Annotated in this window: 16 protein-coding genes; 6 read left to right on the top strand and 10 right to left on the bottom strand. The window is 64.0% G+C overall.

Annotated features, from left to right (window positions below; genetic code table 11):
• Window positions 1–3: 3 nt before the first annotated feature.
• Entirely contained in the window at window positions 4–1,356 is a 1,353-nt protein-coding gene (locus tag ACF8EA_RS05465; protein ID WP_103463083.1) for an MFS transporter, read from the bottom strand.
• A gap of 259 nt (window positions 1,357–1,615) precedes the next feature.
• Here ACF8EA_RS05465 and ACF8EA_RS05470 point away from each other — a divergent pair, with 259 nt between their 5' ends.
• Window positions 1,616–2,317: a FadR/GntR family transcriptional regulator gene (locus ACF8EA_RS05470; protein WP_392521247.1), complete on the top strand. Its 702-nt coding sequence runs from the start codon at window positions 1,616–1,618 to the stop codon at window positions 2,315–2,317.
• An 89-nt stretch (window positions 2,318–2,406) separates the two neighbouring features.
• On the opposite strand, the gene ACF8EA_RS05475 is transcribed toward ACF8EA_RS05470, so the two are convergent.
• The 4 genes from ACF8EA_RS05475 to ACF8EA_RS05490 all read right to left on the bottom strand — a co-directional run bounded on the left by ACF8EA_RS05475 (window position 2,407) and on the right by ACF8EA_RS05490 (window position 5,757).
• Window positions 2,407–3,417, bottom strand: a complete 1,011-nt coding sequence (locus ACF8EA_RS05475; protein WP_028697637.1) for an NAD(P)-dependent alcohol dehydrogenase — start codon at window positions 3,415–3,417, stop codon at window positions 2,407–2,409.
• A gap of 164 nt (window positions 3,418–3,581) precedes the next feature.
• On the bottom strand, window positions 3,582–4,172 hold the full coding sequence (locus tag ACF8EA_RS05480) for an HAD family hydrolase (protein WP_021784364.1): 591 nt from the start codon (window positions 4,170–4,172) through the stop codon (window positions 3,582–3,584).
• Window positions 4,169–5,038, bottom strand: a complete 870-nt coding sequence (gene tesB, locus ACF8EA_RS05485) for an acyl-CoA thioesterase II (protein WP_003249851.1) — start codon at window positions 5,036–5,038, stop codon at window positions 4,169–4,171. The genes ACF8EA_RS05480 and tesB overlap by 4 nt, the downstream gene beginning before the upstream one ends.
• 149 nt (window positions 5,039–5,187) lie before the next feature.
• The gene (locus tag ACF8EA_RS05490; RefSeq protein WP_021784365.1) at window positions 5,188–5,757 is read right to left on the bottom strand and encodes a GNAT family N-acetyltransferase; all 570 of its coding nucleotides are present in this window, start codon (window positions 5,755–5,757) and stop codon (window positions 5,188–5,190) included.
• Between the two features lie 179 nt (window positions 5,758–5,936).
• Between ACF8EA_RS05490 and ACF8EA_RS05495 the strand changes: the two genes are divergently transcribed.
• From ACF8EA_RS05495 to ACF8EA_RS05505, 3 genes are all read left to right on the top strand, one after another.
• Entirely contained in the window at window positions 5,937–6,623 is a 687-nt protein-coding gene (locus tag ACF8EA_RS05495; protein WP_392521248.1) for a histidine phosphatase family protein, read from the top strand.
• Window positions 6,624–6,716: 93 nt separating this feature from the next.
• Window positions 6,717–7,631 (top strand): histone deacetylase, encoded by a 915-nt coding sequence (locus ACF8EA_RS05500; protein ID WP_004576004.1) that lies wholly within the window; start codon window positions 6,717–6,719, stop codon window positions 7,629–7,631.
• Between the two features lie 148 nt (window positions 7,632–7,779).
• On the top strand, window positions 7,780–9,021 hold the full coding sequence (locus ACF8EA_RS05505; protein WP_392521249.1) for a TIGR03862 family flavoprotein: 1,242 nt from the start codon (window positions 7,780–7,782) through the stop codon (window positions 9,019–9,021).
• Window positions 9,022–9,054: 33 nt separating this feature from the next.
• Here the strand turns inward: ACF8EA_RS05505 and ACF8EA_RS05510 are convergent, their stop codons facing one another.
• The 5 genes from ACF8EA_RS05510 to ACF8EA_RS05530 form a co-directional block, all read right to left on the bottom strand.
• Entirely contained in the window at window positions 9,055–10,386 is a 1,332-nt protein-coding gene (locus ACF8EA_RS05510) for a DEAD/DEAH box helicase (protein WP_012053786.1), read from the bottom strand.
• 55 nt (window positions 10,387–10,441) lie between these two features.
• Complete coding sequence (gene yedA, locus ACF8EA_RS05515; RefSeq protein WP_084851508.1) at window positions 10,442–11,362, bottom strand: drug/metabolite exporter YedA; 921 nt, start codon at window positions 11,360–11,362, stop codon at window positions 10,442–10,444.
• A gap of 136 nt (window positions 11,363–11,498) precedes the next feature.
• Window positions 11,499–12,110 (bottom strand): PolC-type DNA polymerase III, encoded by a 612-nt coding sequence (locus ACF8EA_RS05520; protein WP_084851506.1) that lies wholly within the window; start codon window positions 12,108–12,110, stop codon window positions 11,499–11,501.
• A 10-nt stretch (window positions 12,111–12,120) separates the two neighbouring features.
• Window positions 12,121–12,600, bottom strand: a complete 480-nt coding sequence (locus ACF8EA_RS05525) for an NYN domain-containing protein (protein ID WP_004576858.1) — start codon at window positions 12,598–12,600, stop codon at window positions 12,121–12,123.
• 160 nt (window positions 12,601–12,760) lie between these two features.
• Window positions 12,761–13,519: a DUF2076 domain-containing protein gene (locus tag ACF8EA_RS05530; protein ID WP_392521250.1), complete on the bottom strand. Its 759-nt coding sequence runs from the start codon at window positions 13,517–13,519 to the stop codon at window positions 12,761–12,763.
• Between the two features lie 167 nt (window positions 13,520–13,686).
• Here ACF8EA_RS05530 and ACF8EA_RS05535 point away from each other — a divergent pair, with 167 nt between their 5' ends.
• A complete protein-coding gene (locus ACF8EA_RS05535; RefSeq protein ID WP_021784372.1) occupies window positions 13,687–14,343 on the top strand; it encodes a YciC family protein in 657 nt (218 codons plus the stop codon).
• Between the two features lie 86 nt (window positions 14,344–14,429).
• Window positions 14,430–14,948 carry a hypothetical protein gene (locus ACF8EA_RS05540; protein WP_392521251.1) on the top strand — a complete coding sequence of 173 codons (519 nt, stop codon included), beginning with the start codon at window positions 14,430–14,432 and terminating at the stop codon, window positions 14,946–14,948.
• Window positions 14,949–15,388: the final 440 nt, after the last annotated feature.

Here is a 15,388-nt window from a genome sequence, read left to right on the forward strand (position 1 = left end):
TCATCAGTGGGTCTGGCCCAGGGCCGAAGGGGCCTTGAGGTCATCGGAAGGGACGCCCTTGGGGCGAATGCGTACGAAGAAGATGGCAATCGCCGCCAGCACCGAGGTCACCGCCAGGCCGTACAGCCCGCCCTGGATCGAGCCAGTCTGCTGCTCCAGCAAGCCGAAGGTGGTGGGGGCAACGAAGCCGCCGAGGTTGCCGACCGAGTTGATCAGGGCAATCACCGCCGCAGCGATGCGGGCGTCCAGATAGCCCTGGGGGATTGGCCAGAACAGTGACGACGCTGACTTGAAGCCGATCGCGGCGAAGCACACGGCGACGAAGGCGAACACCGGCCCACCCGTGGTGGACATGAACATGCCCGTGGCAGCGACCAGCAGGGCGCCCGCCACCCAGGCCTGCTGGAACTTCCAGCGAGCGGAACCGGCGGCGAAGGCGTACATGGCCAGGATCGAGATCAGCCAAGGGATCGAGTTGAAGAAGCCGACCTGCATGTCACTGAGGTCACCCATACGCTTGATGATGCTAGGCAGCCAGAAGGTCGCGGCATAGATGGTCAGCTGGATACAGAAGTAGATCAGGCAGAACAGCACGATCTGGCGGTCCTTGAGCAGGCTCCAGGCCGACGGCCTGACCGCGCCGATGGCCTCACGTGCTTGCTGCTCACGGTCGATGGTGGCAACCAGCGCGTCCTGCTCGGCCTTGCTCAGCCACTTGGCGTCCTGCGGCCTGGAGTCGAGCCAGAAGAACACGAAGAAGCACAGGGCTACCGAGGCCATGCCTTCGATGAACAGCATCCACTGCCAGCCATGCAGGCCCAGGCCCTGGATTTGCATCAACGCCCCGGCCAGCGGCCCGGAAATCAGCGAAGCCAGCGCCGAGCCACTGAGGAAGATGGCAATGGCTTTGCCGCGCTCAGCCGCCGGCAGCCAACGGGTGAAGTAGTAGATCACCCCCGGAAAGAAGCCCGCTTCGGCAACACCGAGCAGAAAGCGCAGCACGTAGAACTGGGTTTCGTTCTGCACGAAGGCCATGGCCGTGGCCACAAGCCCCCAGGTGAACATGATGCGGGTCAGCCACAGCCGGGCACCGACCTTTTGCAGCAGCATGTTCGAAGGTACTTCGAACAGCGCGTAACCGATGAAGAACAGCCCGGCACCAAAGCCAAAGGCCGCGGCACTGATGCCCAGGTCGCTTTCCAGGTGGGGCCGGACGAAGCCAATGTTGACGCGGTCGAGGTAGTTGACGATGAACATGATGACGAACAGCGGCAGGACGTGGCGCTTGACCTTGGCCACGGCGCTGGCCAACGCGTCGCCTTCATGCCGGGCAGACGGAGCGAGGGTGTCGTTCACTTGCGAATCTCCCACTAATTGTTTTTGTGCGGGTCGGGTTGTCTGACATGGCAGTGGGGAGGAGCTTATTCGCAGCGAAGTTGTACGACAAGATCATTAACGTCGGCAAAATAGCAAAATACAACCTGTCACAATGCTAATTTGATCCGAACGTGCAAAAACAGATCAATTACATGCTGAATTGGATGCGCGAAAAATCGGCAAAAAATTTTTCTATCGATTAACTTGTCGTACAAGCAAACCAAGAAGCGGATCACACATGGAACCCGAACACACTCGCAAACGCGGCCACAGCCGCGCCCATGATCTGGTTTCCAACCTGACCCAGCAGATTCTGCTGGGCACCTTCAGGCCGGGCGACAAGTTGCCCTCGGAAAACACCCTGGTACGCGAGCACGGGGTCAGCCGCACAGTGGTTCGCGAAGCCTTGTCGAAGCTGCAAGCCTCGGGGTTGGTGGAGCCGCGCCACGGGATCGGTACGTTCGTGATGGAGCGCCAGGCCCAGGCCGGCCTGCACGTTGCGGCGGAGAGCGCGGCGAATGTGCGCGATCTGCTGGAGCTGCGTATTGGCCTTGAGGGCCAGGCTGCCGCGCTGGCCGCACTGCGTCGTGATGAGGGGCAATTGGCGCGCATGCGCCAGGCGCTGGATGACTATCAGGACCTGGCCGCTGCCGGCGACAGCTGCATCGAAGCCGACCGGCGCTTTCACCTGCTGATTGCCGAGGCCACCGGCAATCTGTACTTCACCGAGATGCTGCAGCAACTGGGTAACGGCCTGATTCCGCGCAACCGCATGGCCCAGGCCGAGCGCGCGGGGGCCAAGCTGGCGCGGCAAGCGTACCTGGCCAACCTGGAGCATGAGGCGATCCTCAATGCCATCCGCCGACAAGACCCGGATGCCGCGCGGGCGGCGGTGTGCCTGCACCTGTCCAACAGCCGCGACCGGCTACTGCCGGACTGACTGTCAGGCAGTGCAAGGCACTCGGGCTTAATGCTACGAATAGAGTGGCGTGCAGGGTGGCCGTCACATCCAGCTACCCTGCCCTCACTTCACCAGGTCAGGCAGATCTTGCCGAAGTGCCGGTTGCTCTCCTGGTAACGGAACGCCTCGACGATCTGTTCCAGCTCGAAATGCTTGTCTACCACCGGCCGCAGGCCGTTGGCGTCGATCGCCCGCACCATCGCCTGCTGCTGCGCTCGGCTGCCGACCAGCACCCCTTGCAGCCGAATCTGCCGCACCAGCGCCTGCACCAGCGGCAACTGCCCGGCCACCCCGGTAAGGATGCCGATCAGCGAAACATGCCCGCCAATGCGCGCGGCAATCATCGACTGCTCCAGCGTCGCCGGGCCGCCCACTTCAATCACATGATCGACGCCGCGGTTGCCAGTCAGTTCGCGCACCTTCTCACCCCATGCCGGGGTGCTCTTGTAGTTGATCAGGTGGTCGGCACCCAGGGCCTTCAGGCGCTCCAGCTTGGCATCGCTGGACGAGGTGGCGATCACGGTCGCGCCCGCCAGCTTGGCGAACTGCAGGGCGAAAATCGATACACCGCCGGTACCCTGCACCAGCACCGTGTCGCCGGGTTTGAGGTGATCATCGCTCATCAGCGCGCGCCAGGCGGTAAGGCCGGCGGTGGTCAAAGTGGCAGCCTCGGCATGGCTGAAACCCTGGGGTGCCAGGGTGAATGCGGTGGCGCGGGCGGTCACCTGCTCACGGGCGTAGCCATCGATGCCGTCGCCGGGCACCCCGGCAAAGCCCTCGACATTGGCCTGGCCATCGAGCCAGTCGGGGAAGAAGGTGCTGACCACATTGTCGCCGACCTGGAACTCAGTGACGCCAGCCCCCACTGCAACCACCTCGCCGGCGCCATCGGCCATGGGGATGCGTCGCTCGCTCGGGCCCCACATGCCGCTGACCACGGCGAAATCGTGGTAGTTGAGGGAACTGGCGTGCAGGCGCACGGTAATCTCGCCGGCCTGGGGGGCCTGGGCCTCGCAGGTGCCGACCTCGACCTTGTCGTAGCCGCCGCCGGGTTGTACGTAGATGGCCTTGCTGCTCATGGGTGGGTCTCCGTATCAGAGCAAAGAATGGGGTTCAGCATAGACAGATCCGGCCCTTTCGCGGGCACGCCCGCCCCCACAGGGGCACCACAGGCCCCGAGAGGTGCGCAATACCTGTGGGAGCGGGCATGCCCGCGAAGAGGCCCGCATTGCCAAAACAAGCGTCAGCCCAGCATCACCTTCAACGCCCGGCAATCCGCCGCATGCCAATCCACCAGCTCTGGCCAGGGGTTGTCCGGCAGGTTCACCAGCACCGTGCGTGCCCCCGCAGCCCGCCCACAGTCCAGGTCAAAGCGGTAATCCCCCACCATCACCAATTCGCTCGGTGTCACGCCCCAGGCGCTGGCAATCTTCAGCAGCCCATCCGGGCTCGGCTTGGGCGCAGCCTCGTCACGCCCGAGAATGTGTTCCACCGGGAAGCAGTCCGCCAGGCCGATGGCCTCCAGCGTTACATGCGCAAGCTCACGCGCATTGCGGGTCAGAATACCCAGCCGGCACCCGCGCTCGGCCAACTCGCGCACCAGTTCCACCGCCCCGGTGGCCGCCGTGGAAGCCGTTGCCAGGTCCCTTTCGTGTTCCAGCAACCAGGCATGCTTGGCCGCCGCTTCTGCCGCCGGCAAGGCCGCCAGGTGGGTAAGGATGTCGTGTTCGGCCGGGATGTCCAGCGCCACCCGAATGGCGGCGAAGTCGTGCACGGCCACGGTCAGGGTGCCGTCCATGTCGAACACCCAGTTGCGCACCTCGCCCAGGCTCATGCCCAGTCCTTGCGATGGCGAATCAGGCCTTCCTGGCTCGACGATGCCACCAGCTGCCCGGCCTGGTTGAAAATGCTGCCGCGGCAGAAACCACGGGAATTGCCGGCCCAGGGACTATCGGTGGCGTACAGCAGCCACTCGTCGGCGCGCAGGTTGCCGTGAAACCACAGCGAATGGTCGAGGCTGGCGATCTGCATGTCGCGCTGCCACACCGATTTGCCATGGGGCAGCAACGCCGTGGTCAGCAGGCCGAAGTCCGAGGCGTAGGCCAGCATGTACTTGTGCAGGGCAGGCACGTCAGGCAGGTTGCCGTCGGCGCGGAACCAGGCGTATTTCACCGGGTCGCCCGGTTTGGGGTTGAACGGGTCGCGCTCGGTGACCGGGCGGATCTCGATCGGCTTGGCGCACAGCACCTTGTCGCGGATGCGCTCGGGCAGCTGGTCGGCCATGGCACGGGCCAGTTCGACCTCGGTAGGCAGGTTTTCCGGGCCGACCACGTCAGGCATCTGCGCCTGATGCTCGAAGCCTTCCTCGTCGTACTGGAACGACGCGCTGCAGGTGAAGATGGTCTGGCCCTTCTGGATCGCCGTCACCCGCCGTGTACTGAAGCTGCCGCCATCGCGCACGCGGTCTACCGAGTACACCACTGGAAGGCTGGCATCGCCCGGGCGCAGGAAGTAGCCGTGCAACGAATGCACATGGCGCGCGTCCTCGACTGTCTGACTGGCAGCCGACAACGACTGGCCCAGCACCTGCCCACCGTAAAGCTGGCGGAAGCCCAGGTCCTGGCTACGTCCACGGAACAGGTTCTCCTCGATGGATTCGAGGCTCAACAGGTCGACCAGGTCGTCCAACACATGACTCATCGGGGGATCTCCGTAGGAGCGAGCCTAGCTCGCGATGCGCCGCCCGAGCGGCGCTCGATTTCACAGGCGCTGAACGTGTTACGGGCAAGCGCCTTCCAAGTAGGCAAATGATACAGCGTTTGTCATTCGCGCCGGGCATGGCCGTGCATTCAGGCGCGCAGGGTGCGCTCCCAGTGCGCGCGGTCAATGCGGTACAACACATGCGGGCGCAGTGGGTGGCCAGTGGGCAGGCGGGGGTGCTCGAAACTGCCGTGTGGGTCCTGCTGCATGCCGATCGCTTGCATCACCTTTTGCGACGGCAGGTTGCATTCGCTAGTGAATGACACGACCTCCTCCAGGCGCAATTGGGCAAAAGCACAACGCAGGCAGGTCCACGCCGCTTCGCTGGCAAAGCCAAGGCCCCAGTGGCGACGGGCCAGGCGCCAGCCAATCTCTACGGCGGGGGTGAAATCGGCGTCAAAGCCCACGTGCAGCAAGCCGGTCATGCCGATGAACGCGCCGCTGTCCTTGCGCTCCAGGGCCCACAAACCAAAACCGTATTCATTGAAGTGCCCACGCACCCGGCCGATCAACGCAGCGGCCTCAAGACGCGTCAACGGCGCCGGAAAGTAACGCATTACCTGCGGGTCGGCGCACAGCGCGGCGAACTCGCGCAGGTCGTCGTCATGCCATTGGCGCAGCACCAGCCGTGCGCTTTCCAGTTCAAGAATAGGGGTCATCGGGCCTGCTCCGGTTTTGCCGTGTTGCAGTTTACAGCGTAGGCGCGGGCGCGGGTTTCACCCAGCCGGCACTAGCCAAATGCAATTTTCACACGCCCTTCACCGGCCCCCGACAGGCCACTTGGCAGGATGCCGCCATCCCTGCCGTGCCAAGCACGGCCATGCCAACGGAGCCACGCATGCAATCGAGCAATACCCTGGGGCACTCTGCCATTCACGCCCGGCGCAAGCGACGCCTGACCCGCAAAGCCCTCGGAGCCGCCCTGGGCCTGTGCATGGTCGTGGCGGCGTTGACCACCTGGCTGGCGACGAGGACGCATATCGTGGACCTTGGCAACGAGCAACAACTGAGTGACAGCGGCCTGCTGCAGGACTGGGCCGAAGGTGCGGTGATCGTGATGATCCGCCACGCTGAACGCTGCGACAGCGCCCCCGGCCCTTGCCTGGACGACCCCACGGGTATCACCCTCAGCGGTAGCCAGGCCGCTGCCCGCGTTGGCCAGGGGCTGCACCGGCTGGGCCTGAACAACGCAGATGTGCTCACCAGCCCGAAACTGCGCACCCGGCAAACCGCGCACTTCATCCTCGGCCAGGTGGTGGCCAGCGAAGACTGGCTGGAAAGCTGCGACAGCCAGTTCGCCAACGAAGCGCTTGCACACAAACGCGCGGGCCACAACCTGGTGCTGGTGACTCACAACGGCTGCATCGACCACTTTGCCCGCCAGCAGCACGTTGCCGGCGGCGAACGTCAAAGCAACTATGCCAGCGCCCTGTTCGTATCGGTGGATAGCAATGGCAAGGCACGCATCCTGGGGCGCCTGAACGAACCGGACTGGCAACGGGTACTGGCCAGCGCCGCAAAGTGATACGGGCCACAGCAATCCCGTGCAGGCGATTGAGCAGCAAAGCTGGCCCGGCCATGGCAAGATCAGGACCTGGCCCTGATTACGACCTCAACCATGCCGTTGCCGCTGATCTACCACGAAGATTACAGCCCGGAGTTCCCCGCTGAACACCGCTTCCCGATGGACAAGTTCCGACTGCTGCACGACCACCTGGTCGGCAGCGGGCTGACCACCGACCAGGCCCTGCTGCGCCCGGACATCTGCCCCAACGACATCCTCGCCCTGGCCCATGACCGCAGCTACATCGAGCGCTACATGAACGGCGAGCTGTCGCGCGAGGACCAGCGCCGCCTCGGCCTGCCCTGGAGCGAGGCCCTGGCCCGGCGTACCGTGCGCGCCGTCGGCGGTTCACTGCTGACTGCCGAGATGGCGTTGCAGCATGGCATCGCCTGCCACCTCGCCGGTGGCACCCATCACGCCCATTACGACCACCCCGCCGGCTTCTGCATTTTCAACGACCTGGCGGTCATCAGCCGCTACCTGCTGGAAGCAGGCAGGGTACACCGGGTGCTGATCTTCGACTGCGACGTGCACCAGGGTGACGGCACCGCGCGCATCCTGCACGACACGCCCGAGGCCATCACCGTGTCGCTGCACTGCGAGCAGAACTTCCCCGCCCGCAAGGCACAAAGCGACTGGGACATCCCCCTGCCACGAGGCATGGGCGACACTGCCTACCTGAAGGTGGTGGACGACGCCCTCAACTACCTGTTGCCGCTTTATCAACCCGACCTGGTGCTGTATGACGCCGGTGTCGATGTGCACAAGGACGACGCCCTGGGCTACTTGCAGCTGACCGACGCAGGCGTTGCCGCCCGTGACGAAGCCGTGCTGCGCCATTGCCTGGGCCGCGATATCCCGGTGATGGGCGTGATCGGCGGAGGCTACAGCAAGGACCGCACAGCCTTGGCCAGACGCCACGGCATCCTTCACCACAGCGCGGCACGTGTCATAGGTTGTTCACAATGACTGTGGAACCGCTTGTGGATAACCTGCGCGAAAGGCGCTGTAGCCCTTTACTGGCAAGGCCTGCATAACACTGGCTATTTTTTGATCAGTGCTTCCATGGGCAGCGCTGCGGTAGAATGCGCCTCTTTTCCACAGCCTGCTGCCCACCATGCCCGATCTGACCCCCGCATCCCCTCCCCCCGCTGTCGTCATCGGTGGCGGCCCCGCCGGCCTGATGGCCGCCGAAGCACTGGCCAAGGCAGGCCTGGCGGTCGAGGTGTTCGATGCCATGCCTTCAGTGGGCCGCAAGTTCCTGCTGGCGGGTGTCGGCGGCATGAACATCACCCATTCCGAGCGTTACCCGGCGTTCGTGGCCCGTTATGCCGAACGCCAGGGCGAAATCGAGGCCCTGCTACGCGACTTCGATGCTGACGCGTTGCGCCAGTGGATTCATGGCTTGGGCATCGAAACCTTCGTCGGCACCTCGGGCCGGGTGTTCCCCACCGACATGAAAGCCGCACCGTTGCTGCGTGCCTGGCTCAAGCGCCTGCGCGACAACGGGGTAGTTATCCACACCCGCCATCGCTGGCTGGGCTGGAACACCAATGGCAGCCTGCGAATTGCTTATCCACAGGGCGAACGGCAGGTGAACGCCTCGGTCGTGGTGTTGGCGCTGGGTGGCGCCAGCTGGGCGCGCCTGGGTTCTGACGGCAGCTGGCAACCGCTGCTGGCAGAGCGGGCTGTGGATATCTCGCCCCTGCAGCCGAGCAACTGCGGTTTTGAAGTAGAGGGCTGGAGCGCGCTGCTCAAGGACAAGTTCGCGGGCGCACCGCTGAAGAACATCGCCCTCAGCGTCCCGGGCAGCGCACCGCGCAAGGGCGAGTTCATCCTCACCGCTCAAGGTGTGGAAGGCAGCCTGGTGTATGCCTGGTCGGCACCGGTACGCGAGGCCATCCACCGTGAAGGCCGCGGGGTGTTGTTGCTGGATCTGCTGCCGGACAAGCCTGTGGACAAGATTGCCCAGGCACTGGCCAAACCACGCGGTTCACGCTCCATGGCCAAGCACCTGCACAGCCAGCTGGGGATTGATGGGGTCAAGGCAGCACTGCTGCGCGAGCTGACGGATCCGGCGACCTTTACCGATGTTGATGCCTTGGCTCGAGCCATCAAGGCATTGCCCATCACCCTGGTACGCACGCGGCCGCTGGATGAAGCGATCAGCAGTGCCGGCGGGGTCCGCTTCGAGGGGCTGGATGAGGGGTTGATGGTCAAGGCCGTGCCGGGGGTGTTCTGTGCCGGCGAGATGCTGGACTGGGAGGCGCCGACCGGGGGTTATCTGCTGACGGCGTGCTTTGCCAGCGGCTTGCGCGCCGGGCGGGCAGCGGCGAACTGGCTGATGCGGTCAGCCTGATGGATTGCGGGGCCGCAAAGCGGCCCCAAAACCTCAAGGCTTACGCTTGCGCGGCCCGCCATTGAAGCTCGGCACCTTGCGTACAGCCTTCACCGCCGGTTCCGCGCTGCCGGCTTCAGTGCTGTCCATCCAACGCCCCAGCCCGCGCTTGGCGCTGTTTTCTTTCGGCTTCTTGGGCTTCTTCGGTTTCTTGATAACCTGCCCGCTGGCATCGGTCATCGGCACCCGGTGCTCGGGGATGAAATCCGGCTCTTCATGACGCGGCAGTGTCTGCCGGGTCAGCACCTCGATAGCCGCCAGCAGTTGCACTTCATCCGCACACACCAGCGAAATCGCCTCGCCCTTGTTGCCCGCCCGCCCGGTACGCCCGATGCGGTGCACGTAGTCTTCGGCAACGATCGGCAGGTCGAGGTTGACGACCAGCGGCAAGTCATCGATATCCAGGCCACGGGCCGCCACATCGGTCGCCACCAGCACTTGCACCTCACGGGCCTTGAAGCTGTCCAGCGCACGCTGGCGGGTCGCCTGTGGGCGATCACCGTGGATGCCGTCGGCATTCACGCCTTCAGCCAGCAAGCGCTCCACCAGTTGGTCGACGCCATTGCGGGTCTTGGCGAACACCAGCACCTGCTTCCAGCGCTGTTTGCGCAGCAGGTGGCAGAACAGGTCGGCCTTGCGCTTCTTGTCCACAGGCACCAGCCACTGCTTGACACTGGTGGCCGTGGCGTTGCGCGGGCTCACTTCGATACTGAGCGGGTCATTCAGCGCCAGCCCCGCCAGCATGCGAATCTGATCAGAGAAAGTGGCAGAGAACAGCAGCGTCTGGCGCTTGCGCGGCAGTGCCGCATACACCGACTGCAGTTCTTCGGCAAAGCCCAGGTCAAGCATGCGGTCGGCTTCATCCAGCACCAGGGTCTGCACCTGGTTGAATTTCACTGCGTTCTGCCGGAACAGGTCGAGCAAGCGGCCAGGGGTAGCCACCAGCAGGTCGACACCCCGGCGCAGGCGCATCATCTGTGGGTTGATACTGACCCCGCCATACACCGCGTAAGTACTCAGCGGCAGGTTCTCGGCGTATTCGCGCACGTTGTTGTGCACCTGCTCGGCCAGCTCGCGGGTGGGTACCAGCACCAAGGCGCGGATCGAATTGCTGGCCACCTTCTCGCCCTCCAGCGCCAGGCGCTGCAGCACAGGCAGGGCGAAGCCTGCGGTTTTGCCAGTACCGGTCTGGGCTGCGGCCATCAGGTCGCGGCCGGCCAGCACGGCGGGGATGGCTTTGGCCTGCACCGGGGTCGGGGTGGTGTAGTCCAGTTGCTGCAGCGTGCGCAGCAGCGGTTCGATCAGGCCGAGTTTGGCGAAATTCATGGCAATACCGTCAGGGGGTTCAGCGAAGGCGGCAAGTTTACCGCATCGCCCCTGCCTACTTGCAGATTTCACCTTTCAACGGTGGCACAGGTACAGGCGCCTTGCGCCACTGTGGCAGGCCGATCAGCACCACCGCGCCGATGATCACGGCCATGGCCACGCACTCTTCAGCGCCAATCTGCTCACCGGCAAAGACGATACCCAGCAGCACCGCCACCGCCGGGTTGACGTAGGCGTAGCTGGTGGCCGCTGCCGGGCGCACGTGCTTGAGCAGGTACATGTAGGCACTGAACGCCAGGATCGAACCGAAGAACACCAGGTAGGCCAGCGCACCCCAGCCAGCGGCGGTCGGCAGCTGGGTCATGCGTTCGCCCGACAGCACACTGCCCAGCAACAGCACCGCACCACCGACCAGCATTTCTGCTGCGCTGGCCATCGGCCCCTGGGGCAGCGGCAAGGTCTTGCTCCACACCGAGCCGAATGCCCAGGACGCCGCCGCGAAGATGATCAGCGCCGCACCTATCGGGCTTGCCTGCAGGTTGGAGCCCAGGTTCAGCAGGCCGATGCCCACCAGCCCAAGGGCTATCCCCGCCCATTCCAGCTTCGAATTACGGTGCCCGAACAACAGGCCGAACAGCAAGGTGAACAGTGGCACCGTCGCCACCGCCAAAGCCGCCACGCCCGAAGCCACACCGGCATGCTCGGCCACGGTCACCCCGCCGTTGCCACAGCTGAGCAGCAAGAAACCGATCGCCCCTGCCGCCCGCCATTGCGGCCAGGTAGGCGCCGGCACGCCGCGCCAACGCAGAAAACCGTACAGCAGGCCCCCGGCAATCAGGAAGCGCACACCGGCCATGAGCATCGGAGGCCAGCTCTCGACGCCGATGCGAATGAACAGGTAAGTGGAACCCCAGACCAGATAAAGGGCCAGGAAGGCGCCAATCAGCAACAGCGGGAAACGACGGGAGGCAGGCATGGGGAAAACTCGAAATCCGTTTACGGGTGGCTCAGTTTAACGGCCTGCCTGGGTGAAGGGACGTTACAGAACGGGTGCAAATGAGCGGCACAATTCGGGGGCGTGCGGCGTAGGCGACACCCCAGACGATCACCTGCTAGCCCTGACGGTACTTGGCCAGCGCTTCGCGCACCTTCGCAGCCGGGGTTTTCTGCAGCCGGCAAAGCAGATCGTGCGAGAGCTGCTGAACCCCGTGGTCCTGGTGCAACACACCCGCCAGATGCTGCAGCAGGTTGGCGGCCATTTCGGCATCGGCCATGGCCCGGTGCGCGGTGCCCGTGGCAGGCAACCCAGCCCAGCGCGTCAAAGTGCCCAGCTTGTGGTTTGGCGCCGCGGGCAGCAGGCGCCGTGACAGCAACAAGGAACACGCGAAGGGCTGGCTGCGGCTGCGGCCAATACGGCCCAGCTCATAGTCCCAGAACTTCTGGTCGAAAGCAGCGTTGTGCGCCAACAATGGGGTGCTCCCAACGAACTCGGCCACCTCGTTCATCACTTTGTCCACCGGCGGCGCACTACGCAGCATGGCGGTGGTGATGCCGGTCAGCCCTGCGACGAAGGCCGGCACCGGCACGCCAGCGTTCATCAGGCTCTGGTAGCGCTCGACAATGCGCCCCCCCTCAAGCATTACCACCGCCACCTCGGTGGCACGGCAGCCGGTAGCGGGGGAAATGCCGGTGGTTTCAAAGTCGATGACAGCGATACGTTCCATGAAAAAGACCTTAGTGTTTAAGCAACAGCGCGCCTTCGATGGGCACGTAGCGGGTGGCAGCACGGATCAGTGACAACGCCGTCAGCCCCGGCACGCCATACACCACCGCTTCGGTGCCATGGCGCTGGATTACCCGTTCCAGCAGCAGGTCGAAGTCACCGTCACCGGAGGCCAGCACCACTTGGTCGACCCGGCTGGCCGCGTCGATCACATCCAGGGTAATGCCCACATCCCAGTCGCCTTTGGCCGAGCCATCGCTGCGCTGGATAAACGGTTTGAGGCGCACATCGAAACCGAGGTTGCGCAAGATCTGCTGGAATTGCTGCTGTTTGCTGTCGCCACGGTCGATGGCATAGGCCACGGCCTCGACGATCTGGCCTTCGCGGCTGACGTCGGCCCACAGGGCGGTGTAGTTGAAATGGCAGCCGTGAGCCTGGCGCACGGTGTAGTAGAGGTTCTGCACATCGGCGAACAACGCGATCTTTTTCACCTGGGAACCTTATTTATGGCCTGGAGTGCTGGGGGGCAGTTCCGCAGCCCTTCGCGGGCACGCCCGCTCCCACAGGTATCACGCGTATATCTGTGGGAGCGGGCGTGCCCGCGAAGGGGCGCAAAGCGCCCCCGGAAATGCCAGCAGTATGCCAGACCTGTCAGACGTAAGAGTCGTCGTCCGAGAAGAACCCGCCATCATCGCTGCCATAATCACTGTCGGCGTAACTGCCCTGGTCGTTACCCCAGCCACCGTTGTCAGCCACTTGCTGCTGCCCGCCCTGGTCGTCCCAGCCGCCACTGTCGCTGGCTGGCGCCGGCTCTTCCTTGATGACCTCGACCACTTCTTCCGGTTGCGAGTTGTGGTTGAACAGGCTGCTGATACCCTGCGCCAGCAACACACCACCGGCCACACCGGCGGCGGTCTGCATGGCCCCGCCAAGGAAGCTGCTGGCCCCGCTGCGCGCAGGCGCGGCGCCATAGCCAGGCCGCGGCGCCTGAGGTTGGCCAAAACCAGGGGCCGACGGCTCGCGCCAGCCACCACCGGACGCTACCGGGGGCGCCGAAGGACGCTGTGGCTGCACCGCCGGCGCTGCGTTGCGCCCACCCGAACCAAAGATGCTGGACAAGAAACCACCCCCGCCATTGCTCGGCGCACTGCTGGCAGCCTGTGCCGCCTGAGCCTGGGCACGGGCCTGTTGCAGCTCGGCTTGCAGCTGCTTGTTCTGTTCGTCGAGGCGTTTGATCGCGGCCTCCTGCACCAGAATCGCCTGGGCCATGTAGTAAGGCGCTGCCGGTTGCTGACGCACATGCTGCTCGATGCACGCCTGGGCTTGTGCGTCACGCGGCTGGCTCGGGTCTTCGGCTTGCTTGAGGCGGCCGAACAGGCCGTCGATAAGGGTTTGTTCTTCAGTGTTCATGGGGCGACCTCGTGGGGTAGCGGGACAACGGACAGCGTCAAAGATGGGGCGTACAGGCGCGGGATTCAATCACTGTTGCGGTGAAACTTTTTTCAGCAAGTGACAGCCCCAGGCCTGCTTTGGGCTAAAGTTAGGCCCCTGTTTTTACTGCCATGCGATGTTGACTGATGAATCCGCTGAGCGTTCTGCGCGACTCCCTGTACTTCTTCCGCCGTCACCTGCCAAACATCCTCCAGCTGTGCCTGCCGCTGGTGGTGGTGGAAGCCCTGCTCACCCAATTGCTGTACCGGCAGATGGGCGACCAGGCATCACCGGCCTACGGCATGCTGGTCAGCCTGTTGTTCTACCCGCTGTACAGCGCAGCCCTGATCCTGTACCTGGACACACGCAGCAACGGCCAGGAAATCGCCAAGCGCGACCTGTTCGCCCGCGCCCTGCAGCTGTGGCCGCAACTGGCCCTGCTGATCCTGATCAGTTCGCTATTGATCATGGCCGGCCTTGCGCTGTTCATCTTCCCGGGGGTGTGGATCATGATCAACCTGGTGTTCGCCGAGTACCTGCTGGTACTGCGCGGCCGGCCGGTGGTGCAGGCGATGCGCGAAAGCGCAAGCATGACCACCGGGCACTTCATGCGCATCATGATCTGCGTTGTAAGCGTGCTGGCGCCGATCTGGCTGATCGACGGGCTGCTGCTGATGGCCTTCCCCGAGCCATCACCTGGGATGGAACTGGCCATGGACAGCCTCAGCGGCTTCCTGCAACTGTTCAGCACGGTGGTGCTGTATCGCCTGTTCATGTTGCTGGAAGGTGAAGCCGGCACCTGAGGCCAGCGGGGAATGTTTTCGATCTGACGGGCTGCCCAGCCCTGGCGCCAGAGTGCACTTCCTCAACGCCATTCAAGGAGTGCACCATGAACGAAGACATTCAGGCCGGTTACGCCCGCTCATTTCGCGGCCAGCTGTACATGCGCGCCCGCCACCGGGACATCCCGCTGCGACTCAGCCGCAGTACAGACAAGTTCGGCTGGGGCATTACCCCCGAGGATGACTGGTTACAGGCGGGGGGAAGGCAGGACTCGCCGGTGATGGACTTTCATTACCACTCGCGGACCAACGATCGCCTGCACTACCGCATCAGCATGCCTGGGCGCCCGGAAACCAAGAAGCTAGGAGTCAGCCGTAATGGCTATCTGGGCTTTTACTGGCATGCAGACGTTAGCGAATACTGGAAAATCGAGCCGCTGGCGCTGACAGATGAAGGCCTTGTCTGCCATCTGCGCGACCAGCGAGGCTACAGGGTCGGCGCCGTCGAGGATACGCCGCACAGGAGTGGGGAGTGGGCAGCCTTGCTCAACGTCGAGGAAGGCGAAGTGATCACCTTCCTGCTGAAGCAGGCAGATCACGCTTCACTGACGGGGGCAATACGATGAATCGCACAACCACTGACACGGCGTGGCCAGAGCGTTATTTTTTGGGCCTGCCGCACTCGGTGTTGTGCATCAGCTCCCCCTCGGCTTGGCCCTCGCAGTAGCCTCGGCCACCAGAGGGTCGTCCGGCCAGTAGTACGCCATACCAAATGACTGCTCTTAAGATTGACACCCCCTGCCCTCAGGAAAACCAAGGCCTAGCTCAATCGGGGTGCGACGGTGGTTGACTGTCAATTCTAGCTCCAGTGATTGACTGAAATCGGCCTGCCAGCCATCAACATTGACACCCAGATGCGTATGGTGTGAGGCCAAATCACCGGGGTTTAAGGGCCGGCAAACACCGCGAAAACCGCACCGATTTAAGGGCCAACACCGGCCAGAGGGTCAAACCCTTCGCCAGCGGCCCGACCGCTGGCCACGGCAGCTGGGAAGTAGCAGAAAGA

The organism is Pseudomonas sp. YQ_5 (assembly GCF_043103305.1).
GTDB lineage: Bacteria > Pseudomonadota > Gammaproteobacteria > Pseudomonadales > Pseudomonadaceae > Aquipseudomonas > Aquipseudomonas putida_Y.

Excerpts from the sequence above, each read along its gene's own strand:
- ACF8EA_RS05470 (WP_392521247.1), top strand. The coding sequence starts at position 1,616 with ATGGAACCCGAACACACTCGCAAACGCGGCCACAGCCGCGCCCATGAT.
- ACF8EA_RS05475 (WP_028697637.1), bottom strand. The coding sequence starts at position 3,417 with ATGAGCAGCAAGGCCATCTACGTACAACCCGGCGGCGGCTACGACAAG.
- ACF8EA_RS05480 (WP_021784364.1), bottom strand. The coding sequence starts at position 4,172 with ATGAGCCTGGGCGAGGTGCGCAACTGGGTGTTCGACATGGACGGCACC.
- tesB (WP_003249851.1), bottom strand. The coding sequence starts at position 5,038 with ATGAGTCATGTGTTGGACGACCTGGTCGACCTGTTGAGCCTCGAATCC.
- ACF8EA_RS05490 (WP_021784365.1), bottom strand. The coding sequence starts at position 5,757 with ATGACCCCTATTCTTGAACTGGAAAGCGCACGGCTGGTGCTGCGCCAA.
- ACF8EA_RS05495 (WP_392521248.1), top strand. The coding sequence starts at position 5,937 with ATGCAATCGAGCAATACCCTGGGGCACTCTGCCATTCACGCCCGGCGC.
- ACF8EA_RS05500 (WP_004576004.1), top strand. The coding sequence starts at position 6,717 with ATGCCGTTGCCGCTGATCTACCACGAAGATTACAGCCCGGAGTTCCCC.
- ACF8EA_RS05505 (WP_392521249.1), top strand. The coding sequence starts at position 7,780 with ATGCCCGATCTGACCCCCGCATCCCCTCCCCCCGCTGTCGTCATCGGT.
- ACF8EA_RS05510 (WP_012053786.1), bottom strand. The coding sequence starts at position 10,386 with ATGAATTTCGCCAAACTCGGCCTGATCGAACCGCTGCTGCGCACGCTG.
- yedA (WP_084851508.1), bottom strand. The coding sequence starts at position 11,362 with ATGCCTGCCTCCCGTCGTTTCCCGCTGTTGCTGATTGGCGCCTTCCTG.
- ACF8EA_RS05520 (WP_084851506.1), bottom strand. The coding sequence starts at position 12,110 with ATGGAACGTATCGCTGTCATCGACTTTGAAACCACCGGCATTTCCCCC.
- ACF8EA_RS05530 (WP_392521250.1), bottom strand. The coding sequence starts at position 13,519 with ATGAACACTGAAGAACAAACCCTTATCGACGGCCTGTTCGGCCGCCTC.
- ACF8EA_RS05535 (WP_021784372.1), top strand. The coding sequence starts at position 13,687 with ATGAATCCGCTGAGCGTTCTGCGCGACTCCCTGTACTTCTTCCGCCGT.
- ACF8EA_RS05540 (WP_392521251.1), top strand. The coding sequence starts at position 14,430 with ATGAACGAAGACATTCAGGCCGGTTACGCCCGCTCATTTCGCGGCCAG.